Source organism: Bradyrhizobium iriomotense (assembly GCF_030160715.1).
In the GTDB taxonomy this organism is placed as follows: Bacteria; Pseudomonadota; Alphaproteobacteria; order Rhizobiales; family Xanthobacteraceae; genus Bradyrhizobium; species Bradyrhizobium iriomotense.
Genome location: NZ_BSOW01000012.1, coordinates 98607 through 123356, shown reverse-complemented (window position 1 = coordinate 123356; position 24750 = coordinate 98607). Strand labels below are relative to the sequence as shown.

26 protein-coding genes are annotated in these 24750 nt (G+C 66.1%); 13 read left to right on the top strand and 13 right to left on the bottom strand.

Annotated elements, in window-relative coordinates:
- Positions 1 to 38: 38 nt before the first annotated feature.
- Positions 39 to 1652, top strand: a complete 1614-nt coding sequence (gene xseA, locus QQL28_RS18465) for an exodeoxyribonuclease VII large subunit (RefSeq protein ID WP_284267697.1) — start codon at positions 39 to 41, stop codon at positions 1650 to 1652.
- Positions 1653 to 1831: 179 nt separating this feature from the next.
- On the opposite strand, the gene QQL28_RS18460 is transcribed toward xseA, so the two are convergent.
- The gene (locus QQL28_RS18460; RefSeq protein WP_284267488.1) at positions 1832 to 1981 is read right to left on the bottom strand and encodes a hypothetical protein; all 150 of its coding nucleotides are present in this window, start codon (positions 1979 to 1981) and stop codon (positions 1832 to 1834) included.
- Between the two features lie 295 nt (positions 1982 to 2276).
- Entirely contained in the window at positions 2277 to 3107 is an 831-nt protein-coding gene (locus tag QQL28_RS18455) for a dienelactone hydrolase family protein (RefSeq protein WP_284267487.1), read from the bottom strand.
- A gap of 185 nt (positions 3108 to 3292) precedes the next feature.
- On the opposite strand from QQL28_RS18455, the gene QQL28_RS18450 reads away from it, so the two are divergent.
- On the top strand, positions 3293 to 3520 hold the full coding sequence (locus QQL28_RS18450; protein WP_284267486.1) for a DUF2093 domain-containing protein: 228 nt from the start codon (positions 3293 to 3295) through the stop codon (positions 3518 to 3520).
- Between the two features lie 16 nt (positions 3521 to 3536).
- On the opposite strand, the gene QQL28_RS18445 is transcribed toward QQL28_RS18450, so the two are convergent.
- The 7 genes from QQL28_RS18445 to QQL28_RS18415 all read right to left on the bottom strand — a co-directional run bounded on the left by QQL28_RS18445 (position 3537) and on the right by QQL28_RS18415 (position 9579).
- Positions 3537 to 3848: a hypothetical protein gene (locus QQL28_RS18445; protein WP_284267485.1), complete on the bottom strand. Its 312-nt coding sequence runs from the start codon at positions 3846 to 3848 to the stop codon at positions 3537 to 3539.
- Positions 3849 to 4052: 204 nt separating this feature from the next.
- Positions 4053 to 5069: a tetraacyldisaccharide 4'-kinase gene (gene lpxK / locus QQL28_RS18440; protein WP_284267484.1), complete on the bottom strand. Its 1017-nt coding sequence runs from the start codon at positions 5067 to 5069 to the stop codon at positions 4053 to 4055.
- A complete protein-coding gene (locus QQL28_RS18435; RefSeq protein ID WP_284267483.1) occupies positions 5062 to 6396 on the bottom strand; it encodes a 3-deoxy-D-manno-octulosonic acid transferase in 1335 nt (444 codons plus the stop codon). Before QQL28_RS18435 ends, lpxK begins: the two co-directional genes overlap by 8 nt.
- Positions 6359 to 7072 (bottom strand): lysophospholipid acyltransferase family protein, encoded by a 714-nt coding sequence (locus QQL28_RS18430; RefSeq protein WP_284267482.1) that lies wholly within the window; start codon positions 7070 to 7072, stop codon positions 6359 to 6361. Before QQL28_RS18430 ends, QQL28_RS18435 begins: the two co-directional genes overlap by 38 nt.
- Positions 7069 to 7317 (bottom strand): DUF4170 domain-containing protein, encoded by a 249-nt coding sequence (locus QQL28_RS18425; protein ID WP_284267481.1) that lies wholly within the window; start codon positions 7315 to 7317, stop codon positions 7069 to 7071. Before QQL28_RS18425 ends, QQL28_RS18430 begins: the two co-directional genes overlap by 4 nt.
- Positions 7318 to 7376: 59 nt before the next feature.
- Entirely contained in the window at positions 7377 to 8195 is an 819-nt protein-coding gene (locus QQL28_RS18420; RefSeq protein WP_284267480.1) for a 3'(2'),5'-bisphosphate nucleotidase CysQ, read from the bottom strand.
- Complete coding sequence (locus QQL28_RS18415; RefSeq protein WP_284267479.1) at positions 8182 to 9579, bottom strand: TldD/PmbA family protein; 1398 nt, start codon at positions 9577 to 9579, stop codon at positions 8182 to 8184. The genes QQL28_RS18420 and QQL28_RS18415 overlap by 14 nt, the downstream gene beginning before the upstream one ends.
- Before the next feature lie 278 nt (positions 9580 to 9857).
- Here QQL28_RS18415 and QQL28_RS18410 point away from each other — a divergent pair, with 278 nt between their 5' ends.
- Positions 9858 to 10376, top strand: coding sequence for a DUF6101 family protein (locus QQL28_RS18410; protein ID WP_284267478.1), 519 nt, complete (start codon positions 9858 to 9860; stop codon positions 10374 to 10376).
- Between the two features lie 18 nt (positions 10377 to 10394).
- Here QQL28_RS18410 and ubiA read toward each other — a convergent pair whose 3' ends face one another.
- Together ubiA and QQL28_RS18400 are read right to left on the bottom strand one after the other, a co-directional pair.
- The gene (gene ubiA / locus QQL28_RS18405; RefSeq protein WP_284267477.1) at positions 10395 to 11327 is read right to left on the bottom strand and encodes a 4-hydroxybenzoate octaprenyltransferase; all 933 of its coding nucleotides are present in this window, start codon (positions 11325 to 11327) and stop codon (positions 10395 to 10397) included.
- Positions 11324 to 11992: a hypothetical protein gene (locus QQL28_RS18400; RefSeq protein ID WP_284267476.1), complete on the bottom strand. Its 669-nt coding sequence runs from the start codon at positions 11990 to 11992 to the stop codon at positions 11324 to 11326. The genes ubiA and QQL28_RS18400 overlap by 4 nt, the downstream gene beginning before the upstream one ends.
- A gap of 210 nt (positions 11993 to 12202) precedes the next feature.
- On the opposite strand from QQL28_RS18400, the gene QQL28_RS18395 reads away from it, so the two are divergent.
- The 6 genes from QQL28_RS18395 (at position 12203) to QQL28_RS18370 (ending at position 18173) form a co-directional block, all read left to right on the top strand.
- Positions 12203 to 12958, top strand: coding sequence for a 16S rRNA (uracil(1498)-N(3))-methyltransferase (locus QQL28_RS18395; RefSeq protein WP_284267475.1), 756 nt, complete (start codon positions 12203 to 12205; stop codon positions 12956 to 12958).
- Positions 12959 to 13074: 116 nt separating this feature from the next.
- Positions 13075 to 14223 carry an ATP phosphoribosyltransferase regulatory subunit gene (locus QQL28_RS18390; RefSeq protein ID WP_284267474.1) on the top strand — a complete coding sequence of 383 codons (1149 nt, stop codon included), beginning with the start codon at positions 13075 to 13077 and terminating at the stop codon, positions 14221 to 14223.
- 3 nt (positions 14224 to 14226) lie between these two features.
- Positions 14227 to 15204 carry an ATP phosphoribosyltransferase gene (gene hisG, locus QQL28_RS18385; RefSeq protein WP_284267473.1) on the top strand — a complete coding sequence of 326 codons (978 nt, stop codon included), beginning with the start codon at positions 14227 to 14229 and terminating at the stop codon, positions 15202 to 15204.
- A 122-nt stretch (positions 15205 to 15326) separates the two neighbouring features.
- Positions 15327 to 16373: a glycosyltransferase family 2 protein gene (locus tag QQL28_RS18380; protein ID WP_284267472.1), complete on the top strand. Its 1047-nt coding sequence runs from the start codon at positions 15327 to 15329 to the stop codon at positions 16371 to 16373.
- Positions 16370 to 17218 carry a ChbG/HpnK family deacetylase gene (locus QQL28_RS18375; RefSeq protein WP_284267471.1) on the top strand — a complete coding sequence of 283 codons (849 nt, stop codon included), beginning with the start codon at positions 16370 to 16372 and terminating at the stop codon, positions 17216 to 17218. Before QQL28_RS18380 ends, QQL28_RS18375 begins: the two co-directional genes overlap by 4 nt.
- 124 nt (positions 17219 to 17342) lie before the next feature.
- Positions 17343 to 18173, top strand: coding sequence for a DUF2076 domain-containing protein (locus tag QQL28_RS18370; RefSeq protein ID WP_284267470.1), 831 nt, complete (start codon positions 17343 to 17345; stop codon positions 18171 to 18173).
- 107 nt (positions 18174 to 18280) lie between these two features.
- On the opposite strand, the gene QQL28_RS18365 is transcribed toward QQL28_RS18370, so the two are convergent.
- The gene (locus QQL28_RS18365) at positions 18281 to 19078 is read right to left on the bottom strand and encodes a L,D-transpeptidase (RefSeq protein ID WP_284267469.1); all 798 of its coding nucleotides are present in this window, start codon (positions 19076 to 19078) and stop codon (positions 18281 to 18283) included.
- Between the two features lie 310 nt (positions 19079 to 19388).
- On the opposite strand from QQL28_RS18365, the gene QQL28_RS18360 reads away from it, so the two are divergent.
- Positions 19389 to 20162 (top strand): protein phosphatase CheZ, encoded by a 774-nt coding sequence (locus QQL28_RS18360; RefSeq protein ID WP_284267468.1) that lies wholly within the window; start codon positions 19389 to 19391, stop codon positions 20160 to 20162.
- A 167-nt stretch (positions 20163 to 20329) separates the two neighbouring features.
- Here QQL28_RS18360 and QQL28_RS18355 read toward each other — a convergent pair whose 3' ends face one another.
- Positions 20330 to 20851, bottom strand: coding sequence for a hypothetical protein (locus QQL28_RS18355; protein WP_284267467.1), 522 nt, complete (start codon positions 20849 to 20851; stop codon positions 20330 to 20332).
- 345 nt (positions 20852 to 21196) lie between these two features.
- Here QQL28_RS18355 and QQL28_RS18350 point away from each other — a divergent pair, with 345 nt between their 5' ends.
- The 3 genes from QQL28_RS18350 to QQL28_RS18340 all read left to right on the top strand — a co-directional run bounded on the left by QQL28_RS18350 (position 21197) and on the right by QQL28_RS18340 (position 24667).
- A complete protein-coding gene (locus tag QQL28_RS18350) occupies positions 21197 to 21493 on the top strand; it encodes a co-chaperone GroES (protein WP_027525027.1) in 297 nt (98 codons plus the stop codon).
- A gap of 199 nt (positions 21494 to 21692) precedes the next feature.
- Positions 21693 to 23324 carry a chaperonin GroEL gene (gene groL / locus QQL28_RS18345; protein ID WP_284267466.1) on the top strand — a complete coding sequence of 544 codons (1632 nt, stop codon included), beginning with the start codon at positions 21693 to 21695 and terminating at the stop codon, positions 23322 to 23324.
- 131 nt (positions 23325 to 23455) lie between these two features.
- Complete coding sequence (locus QQL28_RS18340; protein WP_284267465.1) at positions 23456 to 24667, top strand: hypothetical protein; 1212 nt, start codon at positions 23456 to 23458, stop codon at positions 24665 to 24667.
- Positions 24668 to 24750 lie beyond the last annotated feature (83 nt).

Genomic DNA, 24750 nt, shown 5'->3' with positions numbered 1-24750 from the left:
ACGTCAGGTTCGATCCCCAAATGCCGAATCGTTTGCCGATGCCTTCAGCGGAACCCCTGCTCAACACGCCCGAATTCACCGTCTCCGAGCTCTCGCTGTCCCTGAAGCGGACGGTCGAGGACACCTATGGCCATGTCCGGGTCCGCGGCGAGATCTCCGGTTTCCGCGGCGCGCATTCTTCCGGCCATTGCTACTTCGCGCTCAAGGACGAGAGCGCCAAGATCGAGGCGGTGATCTGGAAGGGCGTCCATGGGCGGATGCGCTTCAAACCGCAGGAGGGGCTCGAGGTCATCGCGACCGGCAAGCTCACCACCTATCCCGGCTCCTCGAAGTACCAGATCGTGATCGAGGCGCTGGAGCCCGCCGGCATCGGCGCGCTGATGGCGCTGATGGAGGAGCGCAAGAAGAAGCTCGCGGCCGAAGGCCTGTTCGACGAGGCGCGCAAACAACTCCTGCCCTGGCTGCCGGAGGTGATCGGCGTCGTGACGTCGCCGACCGGCGCCGTGATCCGCGACATCCTGCATCGGCTGGAGGACCGCTTTCCCCGGCGCGTGCTGGTGTGGCCGGTCAAGGTGCAGGGCGAAGGCTCCGCCGAGCAGATCGCCGCTGCGATCCGCGGCTTCAATGCGCTGCCGGAGGGCGGCAAGATTCCGCGGCCCGACGTCTTGATCGTGGCGCGCGGCGGCGGCTCGCTGGAGGATCTCTGGTCGTTCAACGAGGAGATCGTGGTGCGGGCAGCCGCCGAGAGCATGATCCCGCTAATCTCGGCCGTCGGCCACGAGACCGACATTACGCTGATCGATTTCGCCGCCGACAAGCGCGCGCCGACGCCGACGGCGGCCGCCGAGATGGCGGTCCCGGTGCGCAGCGATCTGTTCGTCGAGGTCGCCGATCTCGCGCGCCGTACCCGCGCCTCGTGGCAGCGCGGCCAGGAGAGCCGCCGCAACGAGCTGCGCGCCGCAGCGCGCGCCCTGCCCGCGGCAAGCGACCTCCTGGCGATCCCGCGGCAGCGGCTGGATTCCGCGAGCGCCGCGCTGCCCCGCGGGCTCAAGGCCAACACGCATGCGCATTTCCGCCGCTTTGCCGCGACCAGCGCGCGGCTGACGCTGCGGGTGCTGCACGGCCAGATCGCACAGGCCGATCATCGGCTCACGGTGTGCGGCGAACGGCTCGGCCTTTCCGCGCGATCCTTGTTGCGACAGCGACGCGACCGCTTTGCCGGTCTCGAGGTGCGCCTGCGCGCCTCAAGACTCTCCAACGCGCAGGCGCAGCGCAATGCGATCGCCCGCCAGCGCGAGCGCACCCATCGCCTTTCCGAGCGCGCCCAGCGCGCGCTGACGACGCTGTTGCACCGGCTCGATGCGCGCGTCGAGAACAGCGGCAAACTGCTCTCCGCACTGTCCTACCGCGGCGTGCTCGCCCGCGGCTTCGCGCTGGTGCGCGATGAGGCCGGACATCCCGTGCATGCCGCCGATGCCATCGGCCCGGCCGCGCGGCTCGAAATCGAGTTTGCCGATGGACGCGTGGGCGCAACCGCGGATGCGGACCGGCCGGCGCCTGAGGCGCGCACGCAGCCCAAGGCCGCGTCGCGCGAGGCGAAGCCGGCGCCTAAGCGCGTGGCGAAGCCCGTGGATCAGGGAAGCTTGTTTTAGGAGCGACGGCGGCGCGGTGCTTCCCCACCACCGCTGTCATTCCCCGCGAAAGCGGGGAATCCAGTACGCCGCGGCCTCTCGTATTCGTCCCTGTCTCTGGAATGCTGGATCGCCCGCCTTCGCGGGCGATGACACTGAAAATGAGGCGCGCAGTCAGAGATGACGTCGCGCGCCTTCGCCTACCGGCACGACAATCCCGCATCCATCGTGGTCCAGAAGCCGCAATGTTCCGGTGCGGCCATCGGGGCGCCGGCGTGGGCCTCATAGAGCAGGATCGCGATGGTGAAGACGACCAGTGCGGAGGAGAACAGGACGAAGCGGTTCATCATGACGAATGGCGTTTAGCCGACATCATGGTCGAACTATGACACGCGGCCGCAGGATCGGCGCTGAAACCGGCATCTTGCACGATCCGTAGCTCGCGGTGTCGGCCATGACGACCTGTGCAGGGCGGTGGTCGATGCGGGGCTGTCCGCTGCCAAATTGTTCCTCGGGCGGCCCCGCTTGGCGAAGTGCCAGCAGGCCGGGATAGACGCGTAGCCCGCATGAGCGCAGCGACATGCGGGACCGGCCTTCCCGGATATCGCTACGCTCATCCGAGCTACGGGACCTACAGCGCGTCCCTCACCGCGCCAGCCATTCGGCGACCTGCTTCTGCGAATCCGCGCGGGCCTCGGTGTCGGTGCCGAGATGGCCGCGATCGGGCGTTGCCACGTCGGGGCTACTGGCAGGCGCGTGCAGCGGCAGGTTGGCGCGGTCGAAATCGTGATAGGCGCCGGGATAGACCACGATGCGCGCGAGCGCGCTGCGGCCGTAGGCGCCGTCCACCATCTGGCGGCAGGCCGGCGGCGAGGAGATGTCGTCCTTGCCGCCGATCAGCAGCAGCGTCGGCACGCGCGTGCTCCAGCCGAGCCCGGCCGAGATGCGGCAGTCCGGATAGAACGCGATCGCGGCGCGAAAATCCGGCGCACCGTCACGGCCGGCGTTTTGCGGACGCACGGCCCAGAGCAGCGCGCTCGCGCCGTTGGCCCAGCCGATCAGGCTGACGCGGTCGCGCGCGACCCAGGGCTGCTTCATCAGCCAGCTGCGCGCCGCCGCGATGTCGGCGACACGCTCGCGCCGCGCCTTGACGTGAACGTCCTTGACACGGCATTGCGGCCCGAGCTCGCGCGAGCCGTAGCTGTCGGGCCACAGCACCGCGTTGCCGGCCTTGAGCAGTTGCTCGGTCCAGTCGCGGTAGCGCGGCAGCACGGGATCGGAATGGCCGCCGAGACCGCCGCAGCCATGGAGCGCAATCACGGTCGGAAACGGACCATCGCCGTCAGGCTTGTAGAGCTGCGCGTGCAGTGCTCCCGACGCGAGCGGAATCTCGATCGCCTGCGGCGCGAGCGCGGGCGCGGCGCGAGCGGCCGACATCAGGAGCATTGCGAAGAGGACGGTGAACAGAAGGCGCATCGGAGACTGCCGGGTCATGAGCGGACCGGGACCAACGATCCTTCGCCGCAGAATTATCACGCTGAAATGCCTGCAAAACATCACAAATCGGTGGGTTTAACGGGCGGACAAGCGACCCTATCTATGCTAGATCGAAATCCACCAAATCACGCCCCTCACGCGGGCTTCCACGGAGACGATCGACCGTGCTGAACAAGTTCGGCCCCTCGGGCCATGGCGAAGCGCAGGTGCAATATCTGGACGGCGATTTCCGCGTGATCTCGCCGGGGACCTATGTGCGCTGCGCCGTGACCGACACGCGGATCCCGCTCGACGAGCTGAAATACTGGAGCGTCGACCTGCAAGAAGCCTACGCCCAGCCGGCCGCCGTGCTGCAACGGCATTATCCGCGCGCTCTGAAGTCGCAGGAGTGATGGCCGCGGACCGCATCTACTGCTCCGCACTTTCCATCCCCACGCAGCTCTTGACGAAATCCTTCCTGGGCTCGCCGACGACCTTCTGATCGATCGCCTGCTTGAGGCAGTCGACGCGCGCCTGCGCCATGCAAAGCTGCATCTGGTCGCGCTTGTCCTGGCCCTTCAGGCTCGCCGTCGTGGCAAGGCACGTGACGCGCTTGGTCGCCGGAACCGGCACCGTGCTCGTCGGACTGCTCGGGGCAGCCGGCGACGACGTCTGCGCGGACACGGAAGCGACGATCAGACACACAAGACCGGTCGCGAGGGCGATCGACGACAGCTTCACGCGAATTCTCCTGTTCGAGCGCAAACCGATAGGAGCCTGGCGATGAACGTCGCGTGAATGAACCATCCCCATGGTCGCCCCCTGGCGAAAGCCAGGGTCCATTACCACTGCTGTATGTGTGGCGATGATCAGGGCCGCATTGAATTCAAGAACAAACATTCGGGGTACTGGGTCCTGTCTTTCGCCAGGACGACACCGGAGAATTTAGCGCCCCGCGAAGTTTCTCTCCCGCGCCTTGAACAGGCGATCGCTGACGAAACTGCGCAGGCTTGGCGTATCGTCGAATTCCAGCGTGACCGCGAACGGCACGATGTCGGCGGCAAGGCCCGCCATGCCGCGCAGGCGCGCGAGGTCCTTCTCGGTGGTGACGAGCGTGAGCTGCTCGCGGCTTGCCTCATCCACCAGCGCATCGATCTCGGCCTTCGAGAACATGTGATGATCGGCGAAAGGACGCGTGCGCGCGACCTCGACGCCGCTGGCGCGCAGCGTGCGGAAGAAGCGCTCGGGATCGCCGATGCCGGCGAAGGCGAGCACCGGTTTGCCGAACAGGCTTGCCACCGACGCAGCCTCCGGCTTCAGGCGCGCGCGCAGCACCGGTTTTCCGCGCGCTGTGATCTCGGCGGCAATATCGTCCGCGGCCTGTCCGTCGCCGATCAGGACAAGCGCGTCGGTGCGCGACATCTGCATTTTCAGCGGCGCGCGCAGGGGACCTGCGGGAAACACCTTGCCGTTGCCGATCCCGCGCGCGCTGTCGATCACGATGAGCGAGGCATCCTTCAGGATGCGCGGATTCTGGAAGCCGTCATCCATCAGGATCACGGTCGCTCCTCGCGACCTCGCAAGCGCGACGCCGTCGAGGCGGTCGCGCGCCACCACAACCGGCACCTCGCGCACCATCATCAGCGGCTCGTCGCCGACGTCGGCCGCACTGTGCCCAGCAGCGTCGACCATCACCGGCCCTTGCAAGCGCCCGCCATAGCCGCGGCTGAGCACGATCGGAGATTCGCCGAGTGCGCGCAGCAATTTGGTCAGCGCCAGCACCGTCGGCGTCTTGCCGGCGCCGCCGACATGGTAGTTGCCGACGCAGAGCACGGGAATGCCGGCATCAAAGCCCTTGCGCATCATGCGACGCTCGGCGATCGCGCCATAGAGCGCGCCGAGCGGCCGTAGGAAATGCGACTTGAACGAACGTGGCCGGTACCAGAAGGCCGGCTCACGCATTGGCGGCTCCCATCTCGAGCCGGAGCTGAAGCAGATAGGGCTCGAGCGCCACCAGCGTGCGATCCAGCGCGCCGCCAAGCCGCTCGACCACGCCGGCGCCCGCTTGATGCACGGTCTCGCACACCGCGGGATCGGCCAGCAATTGCCCGAGTTGTTTCACCAGCGCCTCTTGCGTCTCTGCCACGCGCGCGCCGCCGCTTTTATCGAGCGCCTCGTAGAGCTCGGTGAAATTAGCGACGTGCGGTCCGTGGACGACGGCAGCGCCGAGCTTGATCGCTTCGATCGGGTTCTGACCGCCATGCCCGGCCAGCGACTTGCCCATGAACACGATCGGCGACAGACGGTAGAACAGGCCGAGCTCGCCCATGGTGTCGGCGACATAGATGTCGGTCGCAGCCGTCGGCAGCTCCTCGCGTGAGCGCTGGCCGCCCTTCAGGCCCGCCGCCGTGATCAACCCCGATATCGACGCGCCGCGATCGGGATGGCGCGGCACGATCACGGTCAGGAGCGAGGGGAAGAAGCCGGCGAGCGTGCGATGCGCCGAGATCAGCATCTCGTCCTCGCCCGGATGGGTCGAGGCCGCGACGATGATGGGACGTCCCCGCGTCACCGCCATCAGCCGCTCGAGTTTTGCGGGATCGGCGGGCGGGCCCGGCACGTCGAGCTTGAGGTTGCCCGTGGTGACGACGTTCTGGCTGCCGAGCGCGGCAAAGCGCTCGGCGTCGGTCTTCGACTGCGCAAGGCAAATGTCGAACTTGGAGAGCAGCGCGGAGATCGTCCCCTGCACCCGCCGCCAGCGCGGGAAGGAGCGCGGCGACATCCGCCCGTTGATCAGGACCATCGGCACGCGCCGCGCGGCACCCGCCAGGATCAGGTTCGGCCACAGATCGGATTCGATGAACAGGGCCAGCGACGGCTGCCAGTGATCGAGGAAGCGCGCGACGTAGCGCGGCGAATCGTACGGCACGTATTGGTGGATGACGTCGGGCGGAAAGCGCTTGGCCACCACCGCGGCCGAGGTCACGGTGCCTGACGTCAGCAGGATGCGCAAATTGAGGTCGCGCAGCCGCTGGACGAGCGCAGCTGCGGCCAGCACCTCGCCGACGCTCGCGCCGTGGATCCAGACCAGCGGACCGTGGGGCCGCACGTCATCGCTGAGGCCGCGCCGCTCGCCGACGCGGGCCGGGTCCTCCTTGCCTTGCCTGAGCCGGCGCTTGATCAGCGCAGGCGCGAGCGGCACCAGGCCGGATGACAGCCGCTGGTACATCCGCAGCGTCATCGGCAGTGAATTAGGCATGGTCCGGTTCCGGGCGGCCGAGTTGTGCATAGGCGCGGCGGGTCGCTTCGTTCAACGTCTCCTCCAGCTCCTGTCGCAGCGCCTCCATGGTGGCGGCGTCGGCGTCCGGCGGGACGTTGATTTCCTTGATGCCCACCAATGCGCCTCGCCCAAATGGCAAATTGATGGTGGTGCGATCCCAGTTCTTGAGCCGGATGTAGCGGCTGGTCGCCATCGCGAAGGGCATGATCGGCCGCCCTGATTCCCTTGCCAGCATGATGATGCCGAGCCCGGCCACGCGCGCGCGCTTCGGGACATCGGCAGTGAGTGCCACATTATAGTTGTCCTGGAGCGACTGCACCATTTCCCTGAAGGCCCCGACACCACCTTTGCGGTGGAAAGCGCCGCCATGGTCGCCGGAGCCGCGAATGGTGCCGATGCCGAGCCGCTCCACCGCGATGGCGTTGAACTCGCCGTCGCGGTGCCGGGAGATCAGGACCTTGGCCCGGTAGGATTCCTTGTTCTTGATGAACGGCGTCAGGAAATGCTGGCCGTGCCAGAAGGCGAAGATCGCCGGAATCCGCGGCTCGACCTGGCCATAAACGTCCGGCGGATCGAACGTGAACTTGTTGGTCCGCCAGACCAGACGCAGATATTCGGCCGCCAGGAACCCGACGGCACGCTGAACGAAGCTGCTTCGCAGCGTATTGCGAAGCAGTCTTTTCAACGCGCCTGCTTCGATTCTTGATCCGGGTCGAGCAGCCGGTGGAGGTGAACGATGAAATAGCGCATCTGGGCGTTGTCGACGGTCATCTGCGCCTTGGCCCGCCAGGCGGCGTGAGCCGTCGCATAGTTCGGATAAAGGCCGACGATCTCGACGTCGTCCAGGTTCTTGAAGGTGTTGTGCTCGAGATCGAGCAGTTCGCCACCGATGACGAGATGAAGCAGTTGTTGCGGGGCACTATCTGGCATGGGTTTTCTTCCTAACGAGCTGCCCGGCAAGCAGTGATCGATAAGCACAACGGACGCGCTCAGGGCAAGGGGCGCTTTCGAAAATGCGCGACAATGTTCGCATGACGATCGCGGCCCGCGGCCACCAGCACCCCGTGCGCCACTTCCCGGCGATTATAGAGGAGGGGATCTCCGGAGAGGTCGCTCATCCTACCATCCGCTTCCTGCACGATCAAATCGGCCGCCGCAAGGTCCCAGTCATGGCTGTTGCCCCCCGCAAAAGCCGCATCGAGCGCGCCGTGGGCGACCCGGCAGAGGCGGAGCGCCAGCGAGCCTATACGCGGATGCAGCGTGATCTCGCCCAGCGACGGCTTGAGGCGCTCGACCAGCGGCTTCGGCCCGGCAACCCGGGAGAAATCGAGCTCCGACCCTTGCGTCGCCCGCACGGGCACATCGTTCAAGGTCGTGCCGCGTCCGCGCGCAGCGAAGAAGAACTCGCCGGTCGTCGGCGCAAAGACCGCGGCGAGCACGGGCGAAGCATTCTCGACCAGCGCCACGCTGACGCACCAGTCGTCATGGCCATTGAGATAGTTGCGCGTGCCGTCGATGGGATCGACCACCCAGACCAGGCGCCGCTCGAGCCGCGCCGCGTCGTCTGCGCTCTCCTCCGAGAGCCAGCCATAGTCCGGCGTCGCAGCGCGCAGGCGCGCTTCGAGGAGATCATTGACGGCGATGTCGGCTTCCGAGACCGGCGAGGAGGCGCCCTTGATCCACTTCTTCAGCTCGGTGCGGAACATCGCATGAGCGAGGCTCCCAGCTTCCCGCACCGTATCCTTCAGCAGCGCCGCGTCGCGTTTCAGGATGGTCTGGTCGATCGAGCTCGCGTCAGCGTCCGCCAAGCGTCAAACCCTCGATGCGCACGGTCGGCGCATTGATGCCGTAGCGGAACTGAAGATCGTTGGCCGGCTGCATCGACTTGAAGATCTCGAACAGGTGGCCCGCGATCGTGACCTCGCTGACGGGATAGGTGGTCTTGCCGTTCTCGATCCAGAAGCCGGAGGCGCCGCGGCTGTAGTCGCCGGTGACGCCGTTGACGCCGGAGCCGATCAGGTCGGTGACGTAGAAGCCCTGGGCGATGTCGGAGATCAGCTCGGCCGGTGTCGGCGTTCCGGCTTCGAGATGCAGATTGTACGGCCCCGGCGAAGGCGAGGAGGAGACGCCGCGATGGGCGTGGCCGGTGGTCACAAGCCCGAGCTCGCGCGCGGTCGCGCAGTCGAGCAGCCACGTCGTCAGCACGCCCTCGTCGACCAGCGCCTGGCTCTTTACCGCGACGCCTTCGGCGTCGAAGGTCTGCGAGCGCAGGCCGCGCTTGCGCAGGGGATCGTCGATGATGCGGATATTTTTCGCAAAGAGCTGCTGGCCGAGCTTGTCCTTCAAAAAGCTGGTCTTGCGCGCGATCGAAGCGCCGTTGATGGCACCGACGAGATGGCCGACCAGCGAGCCCGCGACGCGCGGATCGAACACGACGGGCACTTTGCAGGTCTCGACCTTGCGCGGATTGAAGCGCGCCACGGTGCGCTCGCCAGCGGAGCGGCCGACGGTTTCCGGCGACAACAGATCGACGGCATGCGGCGCCGAGGTGAAATCGTAGTCACGCTCCATGCTCGTGCCTTCGCCGGTAATGGCGGTGGCCGAGATGCCCTGGCTGGAGCGCAGGTAAGAGCCGTGGAAACCGGTGCTGGTCACCAGCACCATGCCGCCGATGCCGGCAGAGGCCGACGCGCCGCCGGATTTCGTCACGCCTTTCACGGCGAGCGCCGCGGCTTCCGCTTCCAGCGCGCGCCGCTCGAGCTCGGCGGTCGCAGGCACGTCGGGATCGAGCAGATCGAGATCGGGGAAGTCGCGCGCGAGCAGCGCGGGATCGGCGAGGCCGACATATTTGTCTGTTGGCGCGACCTTCGCCATCGCAACCGCGCGTTCCGCGAGCTTGGTCACGGCGTCACCGCTGACATCGTTGGTCGAGACCACCGCCTGGCGCTGGCCGACCAGCACGCGCAGGCCGACATCGTCGCCCTCGGAGCGCTCGGATTCCTCGACGCGGCCGTCACGGACCTCGACGCCCTGCGAGATGCCGCGCACGGCAACGGCATCGGCCGCGTCCGCGCCGGCACGCTTGGCCGCCTCAACCAGCCGCTGCGCGAGATCTGAAAGTGCGGACTGATCGAACAGGTCGCGGTTGGCCTTGGACGAAAGCGTCGAGCTTGCGGATGGTGAAGCGTTCACGAACGAAATCCTGTCGGGATTGGCGGTTTCGAAGCCTGTAGCGGCCAAGCCCACCAGATGTGCCCAATTGGAGCGGACTTCAAGCATTTTCAGGCCACGAAAAGCTCAGATTCTCGCCTTTCGCGCAACGTCCCGTCAATCATGCGCGCCAAGGTCTTGTCAATCATGCGCAGCGGTGACGCCTCCTTAACCAGCCTTTTTAAGCGGTTTCCGCAACACCTCGCGCTAAGGTCCTCGCATCGACCGGGAACATAATCCCGGCGGGGAGACTAAGAGCCGTGAGGCGTCAAACAGCAACAAGCGGGGCTAATCCCGCCGGGTCGAGCCGCTCCTTGCGGCTCGACCCTCTTTCTCTGCCGGTCCGTTTCGATGCGCACGATCCGCGCGCCGACGGCCATGTCAGGCAGATCGAGCTTCATCGCGAACGCGTCGTGCTGCGCCGTGCCGTGCGCGGCATGCAGATGGCCGTCAACGTCCGCGTCAGCGATTTCACCGGCATTGCGCTCCGCGGCATCGACGACACGCAAATGCTCGTCCTCGTGCATCGCGATCCTTCGCTCGCCGTTCCGCTTCTCGTCAGTGCCGATGCCGAGGAGATCGCGAAGGCGTGGACGATGTGGAGCGAGATCTTCGCCCTGCCCCGGCTGGACGAAAAACGGCGCGATCCCGCAGCCCGGCGCCGCCGCCGCAACGCGATCCGCGATCGCCGTCCGAAATTCCTGGTGCGCCGGCGCGCCGGCGTCGCGCGCGATCTGCCGGTTCATCGCGACGAGCGCGAGATCATCGCGCGGAACTGAGAATTTGCGGGTTGCGGTTTAGGCGGCCCGCATCGCCGCATCCGTCAGCAATCCCGCAAACAGCAAAAGTCCCGCATCGCGGTTCGACTTGAACAGGCGCAGGCAGAGCGCGGGGTCGCCGATGTTCAGCCGCCTGATCTGCCAGGCCAGATGCGCGGCAAAAGCGGCGAGGCCGAGCCAGGCCGGCCAGCGCACTTCGGCGGAGGCGAGCGCGACGCCGATCAGCATCACCGCGAGCCCGTAGAACATGATCAGCGCCTGATGCGTATGCGCGCCGAACAGGCGCGCGGTGGACTTGACGCCGATCAGCGCGTCGTCCTCGGCATCCTGATGCGCGTAGATCGTGTCGTAGCCGATCACCCAGGCGATCGAGCCGGCATAGAGCACGAGCGCGGTGAGATCGACCCGCGCGAAGGTGACGGCAAAGCCCATCAGCGCGCCCCAGGAGAAGGCGAGCCCGAGGAACACCTGCGGCCACCAGGTGACGCGCTTCATGAAGGGATAGATGGCGACGATCACGAGCGAGGCGATGCCGGTCATGACGGCAAAGCGGTTGAACTGGAGCAGCACGGCGAGGCCGACCAGCGCCTGCGCGACCAGGAAGGCCAACGCCTGTGTCACGGTGATTTGCCCCGCGGGCAGCGGCCGCGAGCGCGTGCGCTCGACCTTCGCGTCGAGGTCGCGGTCGGTGATGTCGTTCCAGGCGCAGCCCGCGCCGCGCATGACGAAGGCGCCGATGAAGAACAGGAGGATGGTGAGCGGCAGATGACGGATGTCACGCGCCATGCCGGCGGCGAGTGCCGCGGACCACCAGCACGGCATCAACAGCAGCCACGAGCCGATCGGACGATCGTAGCGGGACAGCCGCAAATAAGGCCGCGCCCATTGCGGCGCGAGCGTATCGACCCAGTTGCCGGTGGAATCGGCAACGCGGGCTGATGTATCACTCATCGGGTCAGGACGTTGCCGTTGAGCGTGTCGAAGGTGTTGCCGCCCTTCTTGGCGACGTTGGCTTCGGGCGCCGACGCGGAGCCCAGCACCTCGCTCAGCGACGGACCTGCCGGCCCGCGCTGCTGTATCTGCTGCGCCATCTGGCAGACCTTCGTCTGCATGTTCTCGGCGTTCTTGTGTCCGGCCTTCATCTGCTCGCCGATCTGCGGGGGAATTCCGCATTTGGCGGCGTTGACCTCGACATACTTCATCATCTTCTGCTCGGCCTGGACGAAGTTCCTGATCAGCTTGCAGGCCTCATCCGGCGGCGCCTTGCGATCGCTTGCGGCCTTGATCAGCTTGCCGCGCTTCTCGGTCTCCTCGCGCAGCGGCAGGAAGCCCTTCATGCACTGCTCGGAGCCGGCGCTGGGCTGACTTGGCGGCGCGGCGCTGAACCCGCCGCCACCGACCGGCGGGGCACCGTTGGTGGGGAACGAGGAGGCCTGCGGCGGCGCTCCGATGCTGGCGACCGGCGCGCGGCCATTGACCGGCGGAAAAGCGGAATCGTTCGCGGGAGCCGCAGCCTGGCCGGGCAGCGGCGCGGGGAAGGCGCTCTGCGCCTGGACGCTGGCAGCGCCCATCGTCACCATGGCGGCAGTGATCGGAACCATCAAACGACGGATCATCAAGGCGGTATCTCCGGCAGGATCCACGGGGGGTCGGCGTCTTCCCAATTGAAGCGCAACCGGCATTTTCGCGCTTTTACGATTCCTGCCGGCTCTTAACAACCCGTCGAATAGGGCAAGAGCGCGGCACGGGAACGCCCGCCGGAGGCAATATTTACCCCCAAATCCCTGGTTTCGGTTAAGAACGGCCGCAAACTGGACCCTGAACGCATGCCTTCCCACGACTTTCGCGCCCCCCGCCTGTTCGTCGAGGCCGACCTCATCCAGGACGCCAGGGTGGTGCTCGACCGTGACCAGAGCAACTATCTCGGCAACGTGTTGCGGCTTGGCGCCGGCGATCCCATCCTGGCGTTCAACGGCCGCGACGGCGAATGGCAGGCCGCCATCGAGGGCCGCAAGCGCCCCGATGCCCTCGTGATCCTGAAGCAGACCCGCGCACAGGACGGGCTGGCAGACTTGGCCTATGTCTTCGCGCCGCTCAAGCATGCGCGGCTCGATTACATCGTCCAGAAGGCGGTGGAGATGGGTGCCTCGACCCTGCAGCCGGTGCTGACCCGCTTCACCCAGGCCTCGCGCGTCAATGGCGAGCGAATGCGCGCCAATGTCATCGAGGCGGCCGAGCAATGCGGCATCCTGAGCCTTGCGACCGTGGCCGATCCGGTTCCGCTGGAGCGCTTCCTCAGCCAGCGTGCCGCAGAGCGGCTGCTGGTGTTTTGCGACGAGGCCGCAGCGACGGAGAGCCCGCTCAAAGGCCTGCAAGCCGCGCGCGATGCGGCTCACGGCATCGACGTGCTGATCGGCCCCGAGGGCGGCTTTGCCGAGGAGGAGCGCGCCCTGCTCCTGCGTCAGCCCCGTATCCTGCGCCTGGCCCTGGGTCCGCGAATCCTGCGGGCCGATACGGCGGCGGTGGCGGCCCTTGCACTGGTGCAGTCCGTGCTCGGCGACTGGGGCGGCCCGCCGGGCTAGGCGACCATTAAGACATTGAGCCTTTGGAGGTCGAAACCGTAATCGGGCCATGCTAAGGGGCTGCGCCAACGTCACCTTTGCCTGCCCCGGTCCCGCCGGGACAAACGGACCCCATCATGACCGCGACTGCCACCTCAAATGCTGCCGGCTCCGCCACTTGGGCGGATACGCTGCTGTTGTCGTTCGCGCAGGCCGGTTACGTCCACGCCGAGCCGGCGATCCTCCAGCCCGCCGAGCCGTTCCTGGACCTCTCCGGTGAGGACATCCGCAAGAGCCTATACCTGACCACCGATCTGACCGGTGAGGAGCTGTGCCTGCGCCCGGACCTGACGATTCCCGTGGCCCGCGACTACCTCGCCTCGGGGCGCGCCGGCGAGCCCGCGGGCTTCAGCTATCTCGGCCCGGTGTTTCGATACCGCAGCGGCCGAGCGAGCGAGTTCCTCCAGGCCGGCATCGAATCGTTCGGCCGCCAGGACCGGGCCGCCGCCGACGCCGAGATGCTTGCGCTGGCGCTGGAGGCGACCACGGCCTTCGGCGTCCGTGACGTCGAGATCCGCACTGGCGATGTGGCACTGTTCAATGCCGTGATCGACGCGCTCGACCTGTTCCCGGTCTGGCGGCGCCGGCTGATCAAGGATTTCAACCGCAAGATCAGCCTCGAGCAGGATCTGGAACGGCTCTCGATCACAACCGCCACCACCCGCAACGAGTATGAAGGCGTGCTGGCGGCACTCGCAGGCTCCGACCGCAAGGCGGCGCTCGCGCTCGTCACCGATTTGATGTCGATCGCCGGCACCACCAATGTCGGGGGCCGCACCACGGCCGAAATCGCCGACCGCTTCCTCGAGCAATCCACCCTGAAGAGCGGTGCGCTGCCGCGCGAGGTGCTGACCGTGCTCAAGCGCTTCCTGTCGATCGCAGGCAATCCGGATCAGGCGGTTGCCGAGTTGCGCGCGCTCGCCGCGGATACCAGGCTGGATATTTCGGCGGCGATCGACCTGTTCGAGAACCGCGTCGGCTTCATGGCCGCGCGCGGCATCGACGTGAAAGAGACGCGTTTTTCGACCTCGTTCGGGCGCGGTCTCGACTATTACACCGGCTTCGAGTTCGAAGTGCATCACAGGGGTAACGGCGTCGAACCGCTGGTCGCAGGCGGCCGCTACGACGGCCTGATGACCCAGCTCGGATCGCAGACGCCGATCCCCGCAGTCGGCTTCTCGGTCTGGGTCGATGCGCTCGCCAAGATCGGCCGCAAGGGAGCTTAAGTCATGAGCGCGCCATTCGTTCTGGCCGTTCCGTCCAAGGGCCGCCTCCAGGAAAACGCGGAAGGCTTTTTCGCGCGCGCCGGGCTGACGCTGTCGAAGGCCGGCGGTGCGCGCGATTATCGCGGCACCATCGCAGGCCTCGACAATGTCGAGATCGCCTATCTCTCGGCGAGCGAGATCGCCTCGCAGCTTGCCCGCGGCATGGCGCATCTCGGCGTCACCGGCGAGGATCTGGTGCACGAGAACATCGCGGATGCCGACACGCGCGTCGCCCTGATCGAGCGGCTCGGCTTCGGCTATGCCGACGTCGTGGTCGCCGTGCCGCAGGCCTGGATCGATGTCCGCACCATGGCCGATCTCGACGACGTCACCACCGGCTTCCGCGAGCAGCACCACCGGCGGATGCGGGTCGCGACCAAATTCATCAATCTCACGCGGGCGTTCTTTTCGAGCCACGGCATCGTCGACTATCGGATCGTCGAGAGCACCGGTGCGACCGAGGGCGCGCCTGCGGCCGGCACCGCCGAGCTGATCGTCGACATCACCACGACCGGCGCAACGCTTGCCGCCAATGGCCTGAAGATCCTCGACGATGGCGTCATCCTGCGCAGCCAGGCCAATCTGGTCGCCTCCCGGGACGCCGAGTGGTCGCCCGAGGCGCGGGAGACGGCCCGGATCATCCTCGATCACATCGCGGCCCGGGCGCGGGCAAACCAGTACCGCGAGGTCCGCACCCGTTTCCGGCAGTGCGATGCGGCATTGCTGAGCGAGGCGCACCGGAATTTCGGCGTGGAGGCGCCGTTCGGCGGGCCGACCTCGTCCGGCATGTTGACGCTGCACTGTCCGCCCGCAAAACTCTATGCGCTGGCGAGCTTCCTGCGCGATCATGGCGCCGAGACGGTTTCGGTGGTCTCGCTCGACTACGTCTTTGATCGCGAGAACCCGCTGTTCGCCAAGCTCGAGACGTTCCTGCGGCGGTGAGGTGCAGGAATCCCTTGGGAAATCTCTGGGGCATCCCTGGGGCCCGTTCAGCGTAGAGACAGCAAACGGCAGCTACCATATGCTGTTCGAACGAGTTTTGAGTGCTTCTGGAACCTTGATCGATGACGCTGGGCTCTGACGTTTCCGCCCTGACCACCACCGCGACGAGCGCCGCGGCCAAAGGGCTGTCGATTGTCGTGCCGGTCTATAACGAGGCGGCGGGGCTCGTCGCGCTGCACCAGCGGCTCTGCGAGCTCGCCAGGACGCTGCGGGAGCGCTATCGCCTCGCCTGCGAGGTCGTCTATGTCGACGACGGCAGCGCGGATTCGACGCTTGCGATCGCGCGCGCGCTGCCGGCCGATGCGATCGACGTACAGGTGGTGTCGCTGTCGCGCAATTTCGGCAAGGAGGCGGCGCTGATGGCCGGCCTCGACCACGCAAGGCGCGGCGCCGTGATGTTCATGGACGGCGACGGCCAGCACCCGCCCGCACTGGTGGAACAACTCGTCGGACACTGGATCGATGACGGCTACGACGTCGTCTATACCGCCAAGGCGCATCGCGACAACGAAACGTTCCTGCGGCGGCTCGCGGTGCACGGCTTCTACGCGCTGATCAATTGGGGCGCGCGGCAGAAGATCCCCGAAGACGCCGGCGACTTCCGCCTGCTCTCGCCGCGCGCGGTCGCAGCGCTGCGGCAATTGCCCGAGCGCAACCGCTTCTTCAAGGGGCTGGCGAGCTGGATCGGCTTCCGCCAGATCCGCGTCGACTACGAGCCCGCGGCCCGCGCCCACGGCGTGACCACCTTCAATGCGACGCGGCTGCTCGGCCTCTCGATCGAGGGTCTGACCTCGTTCTCGGTCGCGCCCTTGCGCTTTGCCAGCCTGCTCGGCGTACTGCTCGCGGGCGTCGCCTTCCTGTTCGGCCTGTCCATCCTCTGGGAAGTCTTCACCACCGGCAAGCAGGTGCCCGGCTATCCCTCGCTCGTGGTCGGCCTGATGACGATCGGCGGCGTGCAGCTCATCATGATCGGCATCGTCGGCGAATATATCGGCAAGATCCTCTCCGAATTGAAGGCGCGCCCGATCTACTTCGTTGCCGAGCACAGCGAGAAGCAATTCGAGACCGACAAGGCCGACGACGCCTCGAGCAGGACGGCGGCGGAATGAACGAAGCGGCGAAGCCGCGGCGTATCTGGCTTTGCGCCGATGATTACGGGATCAGCGCGGGCGTCAACCTTGGGATCCGCGACCTCATCGAACGCGGCCGTCTCAATGCGACGTCCGTGATGATGCCGGGACCGGCGATCGGCCGCAGCGAGGTCGACGCGCTGGAGGCGTCCCGGACAAAGAGCCCGCGCTGCGCGATCGGATTGCATGTCACGCTGTCGGCGCCGTTCCGCCCGCTGACCATGCATTTCCGCCCGCTCGAAGGCGACATGTTCCTGGCCTTTCCCAAACTACTACGAGCGGGATTGCTGCGGCGGCTCGATCGCGAGATCATTTACGCGGAGGTGAAGGCGCAGCTTGCGGCGTTCGCGCAGGCGTTCGGACGCGCGCCTGATTTCGTCGACGGCCATCAGCATGTGCAGCTCTATCCGCAGGTCCGCGACGGCTTCGTCGCCGCTGTCAGCGAGGCCGCGCCAAAGGCCTGGGTGCGGCAGGGCGGCCGCGAGCTCCCGCTGATGCAGCGGCTGGCCTCGCCCAAGGCACTGGTGCTGGATGTCCTGAGCGCGCAATTCCGCCACCGCGCGCGGCAGGCGGGTCTCGCCTTCAATCCCGGCTTCGCCGGCGCCTATGACTTCACGCGGGATGCGGCCGATTTCGGCAAGCTGATGGGCGAATTCATCGCGGGCCTGCCTGACGGCGGGCTCGTGATGTGCCATCCCGGCTTCGTCGACGACACCCTGCGCAGCCTGGATCCGATGACCGGGGTCCGCGAGCGCGAGCACGCATACCTCGCAAGCGAGGCGTTCCCCCGGCTGCTGGCGGCGAGCAACGTGACATTGGCATGAAACCGCCGGGCGCAAGGGACCGGGCAGCTTGTCGCATGCGGAAATTTAATCCGCGGCCCACTGTTGGCGCCACAATGGAACCCTACATCTTCGGCGCGCTTGGTTTGCGCAAGGGAGATCGATCATGACGCCGCAAGAACGCCAGCTCGTCGACGAGCTTTTCGACCGGCTTTCGAAACTTGAGAGTGCACCGCGCGATCCGAACGCGATCGCCGCCATCAACGACGGCCTGAACAAGGCGCCCAACGCCATGTACGCGCTGGTGCAGACCGTGCTGTTGCAGGACGAGGCGCTGAAGCGCGCCAATGCCCGCATCCAGGAGCTGGAGGCGGCGAACGCGCCCCAGCAGCAAAGTCAATCAGGCGGTTTTCTGGACTCCATGCGCGACAGCCTGTTCGGCGGTGGACAATCGCGCGGCTCGGTCCCGAACGTGCCGCAGCGCGAGCAGCGGCCGGTCTGGAACTCCGGCCAGGCGATGCAGCCGCCGCAGCCGCCCGGCTACGGCCAGCCCGCTTACGGGCAGCAGGGCTACGGCGCCCCTCCGCCCTTGGGCGGTGGCGGCGGCTCCTTCCTCGGTACTGCGGCTGCAGCCGCGGCCGGCGTCGTCGGCGGCTCGATGTTGCTCTCCGGCATCCGCAACATGATGGGCGGCGGGATGGGCGGATCGCATCAGGCTTTTGGCGACACCACCATCATCGAGGAGCGCGGTGGCGGCGGCAGCGGCAGTCCTTGGGGCGACAGCGACCAGTCCGGCGGCTCGCTGGCGCGCGATGCCGGCGTCAACGATATCGGCTCTGGTCGCGACCGCGACGAGTCCCGCCAGGGCCTCCTCGACCAGGCGTCGAACGATCAAGATGATCATCAGGACTACGACGACAACGACAACGACAACATCGACATGGCCGACGACAGCGATTTCGGCGGCGGTGATGACGGCGGCAGCGACTACGCGTAAGCAGCATCACCATCAAATGCAAAACGGCCGCCCTTCCGGCGGCCGTTTTTTTTGACACTGGGTCGGTGCATTCCCTTCTCCCCTTGTAAGGGGAGAGGGGAAAGATATCACATCACCACGACCCTGGTGCCGACGTTGACGCGGCCATAGAGGTCGATGACGTCCTCGTTGCGCATGCGGATGCAGCCGGAGGAAACGTTGGTGCCGATGGTCCAGGGCTCGTTGGAGCCGTGGATGCGGTACAGCGAAGAGCCCAGATACATCGCGCGCGCGCCGAGCGGATTTTCAGGGCCGCCTTCCATGTGCCGCGGCAGGTCGGGGCGGCGTGCGATCATTTCCGCCGGCGGCGTCCAGTCCGGCCATTCGCGCTTGGCCGTGATCGCCTTCACGCCCGACCAGGTGAAGCCGGGACGACCGACGCCGATGCCGTAGCGCAGCGCCTTGCCGTTGCCCTCGACGAGATAGAGGAACTTGTTGGGGGTATCGACGACGATGGTGCCGGCGCCTTCCTTGCCCTCATACGCGACGAGCTGTTTTTCAAATCTCGGATCGAACGCACGCGAGCGCGGATCGGCCTCCTGCTGCGGCACTGCGCCCTGCATCTGCGGCTCACCCATCGGCGACAAACGACGCTGGTCGTAATAGGCCGGCTGCTGCTGATAAGTCGGCTGCTGTTGCGGATAATAGCGCTGGCCGCGTTCCTCGCCGCCGAACAGGAATTCGATGAAGCCGCCGCCCATGTTGGCATTGGAGGCGACGCGCACCGGCGGCGGCGGAGCCTGCGGCGCATAGAGCACGGCGGGCGGATCGGATGACACGGTGTTGTCGAACGCGGCGGCGCGGTCGATCCCGGCGACAAAGGTGCATGCGCTGCCGAGCAGCGCGACAGACATTTTCTTGAACATCGACGTACTCTGTACTGTTTCGTCTGGTGCATTCATCGCGGCGGGCGCGGACCTGCCCTTGCGATGGGGCCCACTTAAAATCAAAAGCCGTTTGGTTTGGTAAACGGAAACGGCGGTTTGATTCACCACGTCGCGAACATCAGGCCTTTTGTCCGCTAGCGTTTATTTTCGATGAACGACGGATGCGCATGGTTAATCGGCCGTAGACGTGCGAATCGCGAGCAGTCGCAAAGCAGTTCCCGCCGTGAACGTCGTGTTAAATCCCTTCTGGCTACAAAGGCCGCGTGAGTGAGGTGGGGGGAGTTCCAATATGGCTGTTCACCGCAAACGTTTTCGTGCCGAGGAAGCTATCGTCGGCGAAATGCCTATGCCCGAGATGACTGACGAGACTGCTCCGATGCACAGCGAGATCATGGCCGAGCTGCGCGCGATCCGCGCGCAAATGGCGCGCAACAGCCACGCCGCGCATGCTGCGCCGGCCTCGACCGAAGCCGTCGTGGCGCAGGAAGTCGCCGACACGCGCGCGATGCTCGAGACCTACCGCGCCCAGATCGAGCAGTGCGAGAAGCTGAAGGTCGAGCTCGACCTCATTCACGACGCCATCAACCGCACCAAGCGCGAAATCGCGACGCTGCACGGCAAGAGCTTTGACGGCGGCGAAATGGCCAAGGTCAATGGCGAGCTCGGCGCCGTCGTCGGCGGCACCGAACAGGCGACCCAGCAGATCCTCGAGGCGGCCGAGTCGATCGACCAGGCAGCCAGCGCGCTCTCCAAGGTGGATTCGGTCGACCAGCAGAAGCGGCTCGCCGACGACATCCAGGAGCGCGTCATCTCGATCTTCGAAGCCTGCAACTTCCAGGACCTGACCGGCCAGCGCATCAGCAAGGTGATGGGCACGATGAAGTTCATCGAGCAGCACATCAATGCGATGATGGACATCTGGGGCGGCGTCGACGCGATCAAGGCCCACGCACCGCAGATCGTCGACACCCGCGACGAGGACGCCAAGCTCCTCAACGGCCCGAAGCTCGCCGGCGACGTCGGCCACGCCTCGCAGGACGACATCGACGCCCTGTTCGACTGAGCGGACGGGACATACAGAAAAGCAAAACGCCGGCGCAAAGCCGGCGTTTTTGTTTTCTTCGTCATTGCGAGCGAAGCGAAGCAATCCAGAGTGCCTCCGTAGAGACGGTCTGGATTGCTTCGTCGCTTCGCTCCTCGCAATGACGGGCGGTTAGACCAGAGGGCCGCTCACGCCCTCGGCGCGCAGCGGACGTAGACCATGTTGCCGTAGCGGGTGGCGGCGTCCTTGTCGATGAAGCGGGTGACCATGACGCGGCCGTCGAAGGAGACGATCTCGCGGTCCTGCTCGCCGGGGGTCGGACCGGCCGGTCCGATGTAGTTCTTGCCGCTTGGGCTCCCCTTCAGCCGCAGCTCCTGCGGCGTCGCCTGGTCGGCCAGGTGCATGATCACGCCGCCGCTCGAGCCGGCGCCGATCACATAGGGATTCTTGCACTGCGCGCGGGCCGCGGCCTCGGTGCGGGCGCGGTCGGCCGGGTTCTGGAACGAGGCAAGGCCCCAGCGGCCGACGATCTCGTCGGAGCGGATCGAGGCCGGCATCTCCGGCCCTGTTCCGGGCTCGGCATCGGGCGGCGGCGAGGAGGACGAGAACGACGGCAGGCTCATGCCGCCGCCACATGCTCCCAGCAGCAGCGCCAAGGCTGCGGCGGCGCCCAGCCTGGCAACCGTCCGCGCGTGAGCTGAACTGATCATGGCATTCCCCCGAGCAAAGCGCCCCCCAAACACGAGCCTGGCAGCCCCCTCCTGCAGCCAAGCGCAAAACCGCTGTCGGGGCAATGACGTCCTAGCATACGCCAGCGTCCCCAATTCGTTTCTGAAGTCACCATCCTATATCCGTCTCACCAATGGCTTAACCACCTTTGCTTGACAGGATCGCGGCCAAGCCATATTTCCGGGCGCACTATTAGCACTCGGGAAGCCCGATTGCTAAAGCGCGCCGTTCGATCCTGACACTCGATCCTGACAGAGGTCGGACGGGGGCGCAGGCCCCTCACCTACTACCGCTGCTTCCGAAGCGAGCTTCCAAAGGGAAACGTCATGGCTAAGTCCAAATTTCGTCCGCTGCATGACCGTGTCGTGGTCAAACGTATCGATGCCGAGGAAAAGACCAAGGGCGGCATCATCATTCCCGACACCGCCAAGGAGAAGCCGTCCCAGGGCGAAATCGTCGCCGTCGGCCCCGGCGGCCGCGACGAGGCGGGCAAGCTGATTCCGATCGACCTCAAGGTCGGCGACCGCGTGCTGTTCGGCAAGTGGTCGGGCACCGAGGTCAAGATCGACAATGAAGATCTCCTGATCATGAAGGAGTCGGACATCATGGGCGTCCTCGCCTAAAGCCGACCGTCACGCGCCTTCATTTCTTCAATCGTCATGCCCGGGCTCGACCCGGGCATCCATCATTCATCGAAAAGCGGATGGATTGCCGGACCTACGCCACGCCGAAGCGGCTTCGGCCTCGCAGGCGGGTCAAGCCCGGCAATGACAGGGCGAAGTGCGGACTTCCACCGAACCAGGCAATTCCAGGAGCAAAAAAATGGCTGCCAAAGACGTCAAGTTTTCCGGAGACGCGCGCGAACGCATGCTGCGCGGCGTCGACATTCTCGCCAACGCCGTCAAGGTGACGCTCGGCCCGAAGGGCCGCAACGTCGTCATCGAGAAGAGCTTCGGCGCACCCCGCATCACCAAGGACGGCGTCACCGTCGCCAAGGAGATCGAGCTCGAGGACAAGTTCGAGAACATGGGCGCCCAGATGGTCCGTGAGGTCGCCTCCAAGACCAACGACCTCGCCGGCGACGGCACCACCACCGCGACCGTGCTGGCCCAGGCCATCGTGCGCGAAGGCGCCAAGGCGGTTGCCGCCGGCATGAACCCGATGGACCTCAAGCGCGGCATCGACACCGCGGTCCAGGCCGTGATCAAGGACATCGAGAAGCGCGCCAAGCCGGTCGCCGCCTCTTCCGAGGTCGCCCAGGTCGGCACCATCTCGGCCAACGGCGATGCCGCCATCGGCAAGATGATCGCGCAGGCGATGCAGAAGGTCGGCAACGAGGGCGTCATCACCGTCGAGGAGAACAAGTCGCTCGACACCGAGGTCGACATCGTCGAGGGCATGAAGTTCGACCGCGGCTATCTGTCGCCCTACTTCGTCACCAACGCCGAGAAGATGACCGCCGAGCTCGAGGACGCCTACATCCTCCTGCACGAGAAGAAGCTCTCGGGCCTGCAGGCCATGCTGCCGGTGCTGGAAGCCGTGGTGCAGTCCGGCAAGCCGCTCGTCATCATCGCCGAGGACGTCGAGGGTGAGGCGCTCGCCACCCTGGTCGTCAACCGTCTCCGTGGCGGCCTGAAGGTGGCCGCTGTGAAGGCTCCGGGCTTCGGTGATCGCCGCAAGGCCATGCTCGAGGACCTCGCGATCCTCACCGGCGGCCAGCTGATCTCCGAAGAGCTCGGCATCAAGCTCGAGAACGTCACGGTGAAGATGCTCGGTCGCGCCAAGAAGGTGGTGATCGACAAGGAGAACACCACGATCGTCAACGGTGCCGGCAAGAAGCCCGAGATCGAGGCCCGCGTCGGCCAGATCAAGGCGCAGATCGAGGAGACCACCTCGGACTACGACCGTGAGAAGCTCCAGGAGCGTTTGGCCAAGCTCGCCGGCGGCGTCGCGGTGATCCGCGTCGGCGGCGCGACCGAGATCGAGGTCAAGGAGAAGAAGGACCGCGTCGAGGACGCGCTCAACGCCACCCGCGCAGCCGTGCAGGAAGGCATCGTCCCCGGCGGCGGCGTCGCGCTGCTGCGTGCCAAGAAGGCTGTGGGGCGTCTGTCCAATGACAACGCCGACGTGCAGGCCGGCATCAACATCGTGCTGAAGGCGCTGGAAGCCCCGATCCGCCAGATCTCCGAGAACGCCGGTCTCGAAGGCTCGATCGTCGTCGGCAAGATCCTGGAGAACAAGTCCGAGACCTTCGGCTTCGACGCCCAGACCGAGCAGTATGTCGACCTGGTCGAGAAGGGCATCATCGATCCCGCCAAGGTGGTGCGCACCGCGCTCCAGGACGCCTCCTCCGTGGCTGGCCTGCTGGTGACCACCGAAGCCATGGTCGCCGAGCTGCCGAAGAAGGAAGCAGCCCCGGCGATGCCGGCCGGCGGCGGCGGCATGGGCTTCTGAGCCCGTCGCAACCAGCCAGAATCACGCGAAGGCCGCCTCCGGGCGGCCTTCTTTTTTGCCGACCATTCAACCGTCGGCAAAAACCCACTACGGTGGCGCGCCGATTCTGGTTTCTCTCGAGGATTTCGTCGATGCGCGCGCTTTCGTTCTGCTCGATAGGCTTTTTGGCGGTTTTGGTTGCGGTTGCGCCTGACGTCGCGTCCGCCCAGACGAAGCTGTCGCCAAAGGCCACCGCGCCCGGCGGAACCGAGACGCGCTATTTCACCTCGATCGACGGGCTGATGGACGGCAATGCCGACGTCATCCTGAAGGAGACCCGCCAGGGCAAGACGGTCACCGCGGCCGTGCTCGACGTCTGCTATCCCGCCGCGAAGAATTCCGACCGCAAGGACCGCTTCGTCGTCAATCTCACTGTCGCCGGCCAGCTCCTGACCGGCACGACACAGAGCCTCGGCGACAAGGCGCCGGTCACCGTCAAGCTGACGCGCAAGCCGACCAGCGACACCTTCGAATTCCGCGGCCAGATCTCGATCGGCGGCAATGTGACCGAGGTCGCCTCCCCCGACAATTCCGACCTCAGCGAGAAGGAGTTTCTGGACAATCAGACCTCGGACGATGGCATCACGCCGCAGCCGAAGGACTTCACCGAGGTCTCGCCAGAGGCGATCGCGGTCAAGGTCAAGTTAGAGGCGGCGACCGATTTCCTGAAGAGCCTGAAGGGCCAGGATGTCGAGGTGACGCTGGCCAGCCTGTCGGTCGGCTGCGATGCGCTGCGCGCCGGCGAGCAGACCATCAACATGTCGGTCGACCCGGAGCGCGCGAGCGCGCTGCTCGCCAAGTTCAAGGCGATGCCGGGCGTCACCGCGGCGGGCTGGACCGCCGGCATGATGGAGATGGACCGGGCCATCCGCTTCTCCGCCGCCGACTGGCGCGACGGCGACAAGATCAGCCGGGACCGGCTTGCCGGCACCGTCGCGAACGTGCTGGCGCGGACGCTGGCGGCAAAGCCCGTCTCGCAAAGCTTCAACCCGGTCACCGGCAAGCTCAAGGTTCTCCTGAAGCGGCCGAACCAGGATTTCCCGGCGCTCGAGCTCACCGACACGATCGAGGTCGCCGGCCTCGTTTCGACCGACAAGCCCGGCAGCAGCGACCGCCTCCTGCTCTGGGTCGGCAGTCCCGCGATCACAACGGCCGACGAGAGCACCGGCGCCAAGCTCAATCTGTCGGATGAAGCGAGCAGCGATGAAGAGGGCGATCAGGCCGACGACAACGGCGCGATCGAGGCGCTGGCAAAGGAGCTGAAAGGCCAGCGCTGGGACGCCGACAAGTCGGTGTGGAAATAGTCGGGCGCTGCCGCGGTGGTTTGCCTGATCGTTAAGATTCGATTCAGTTTAAGCGGCCATCATCGGGTAGCCGAACGTGGGTC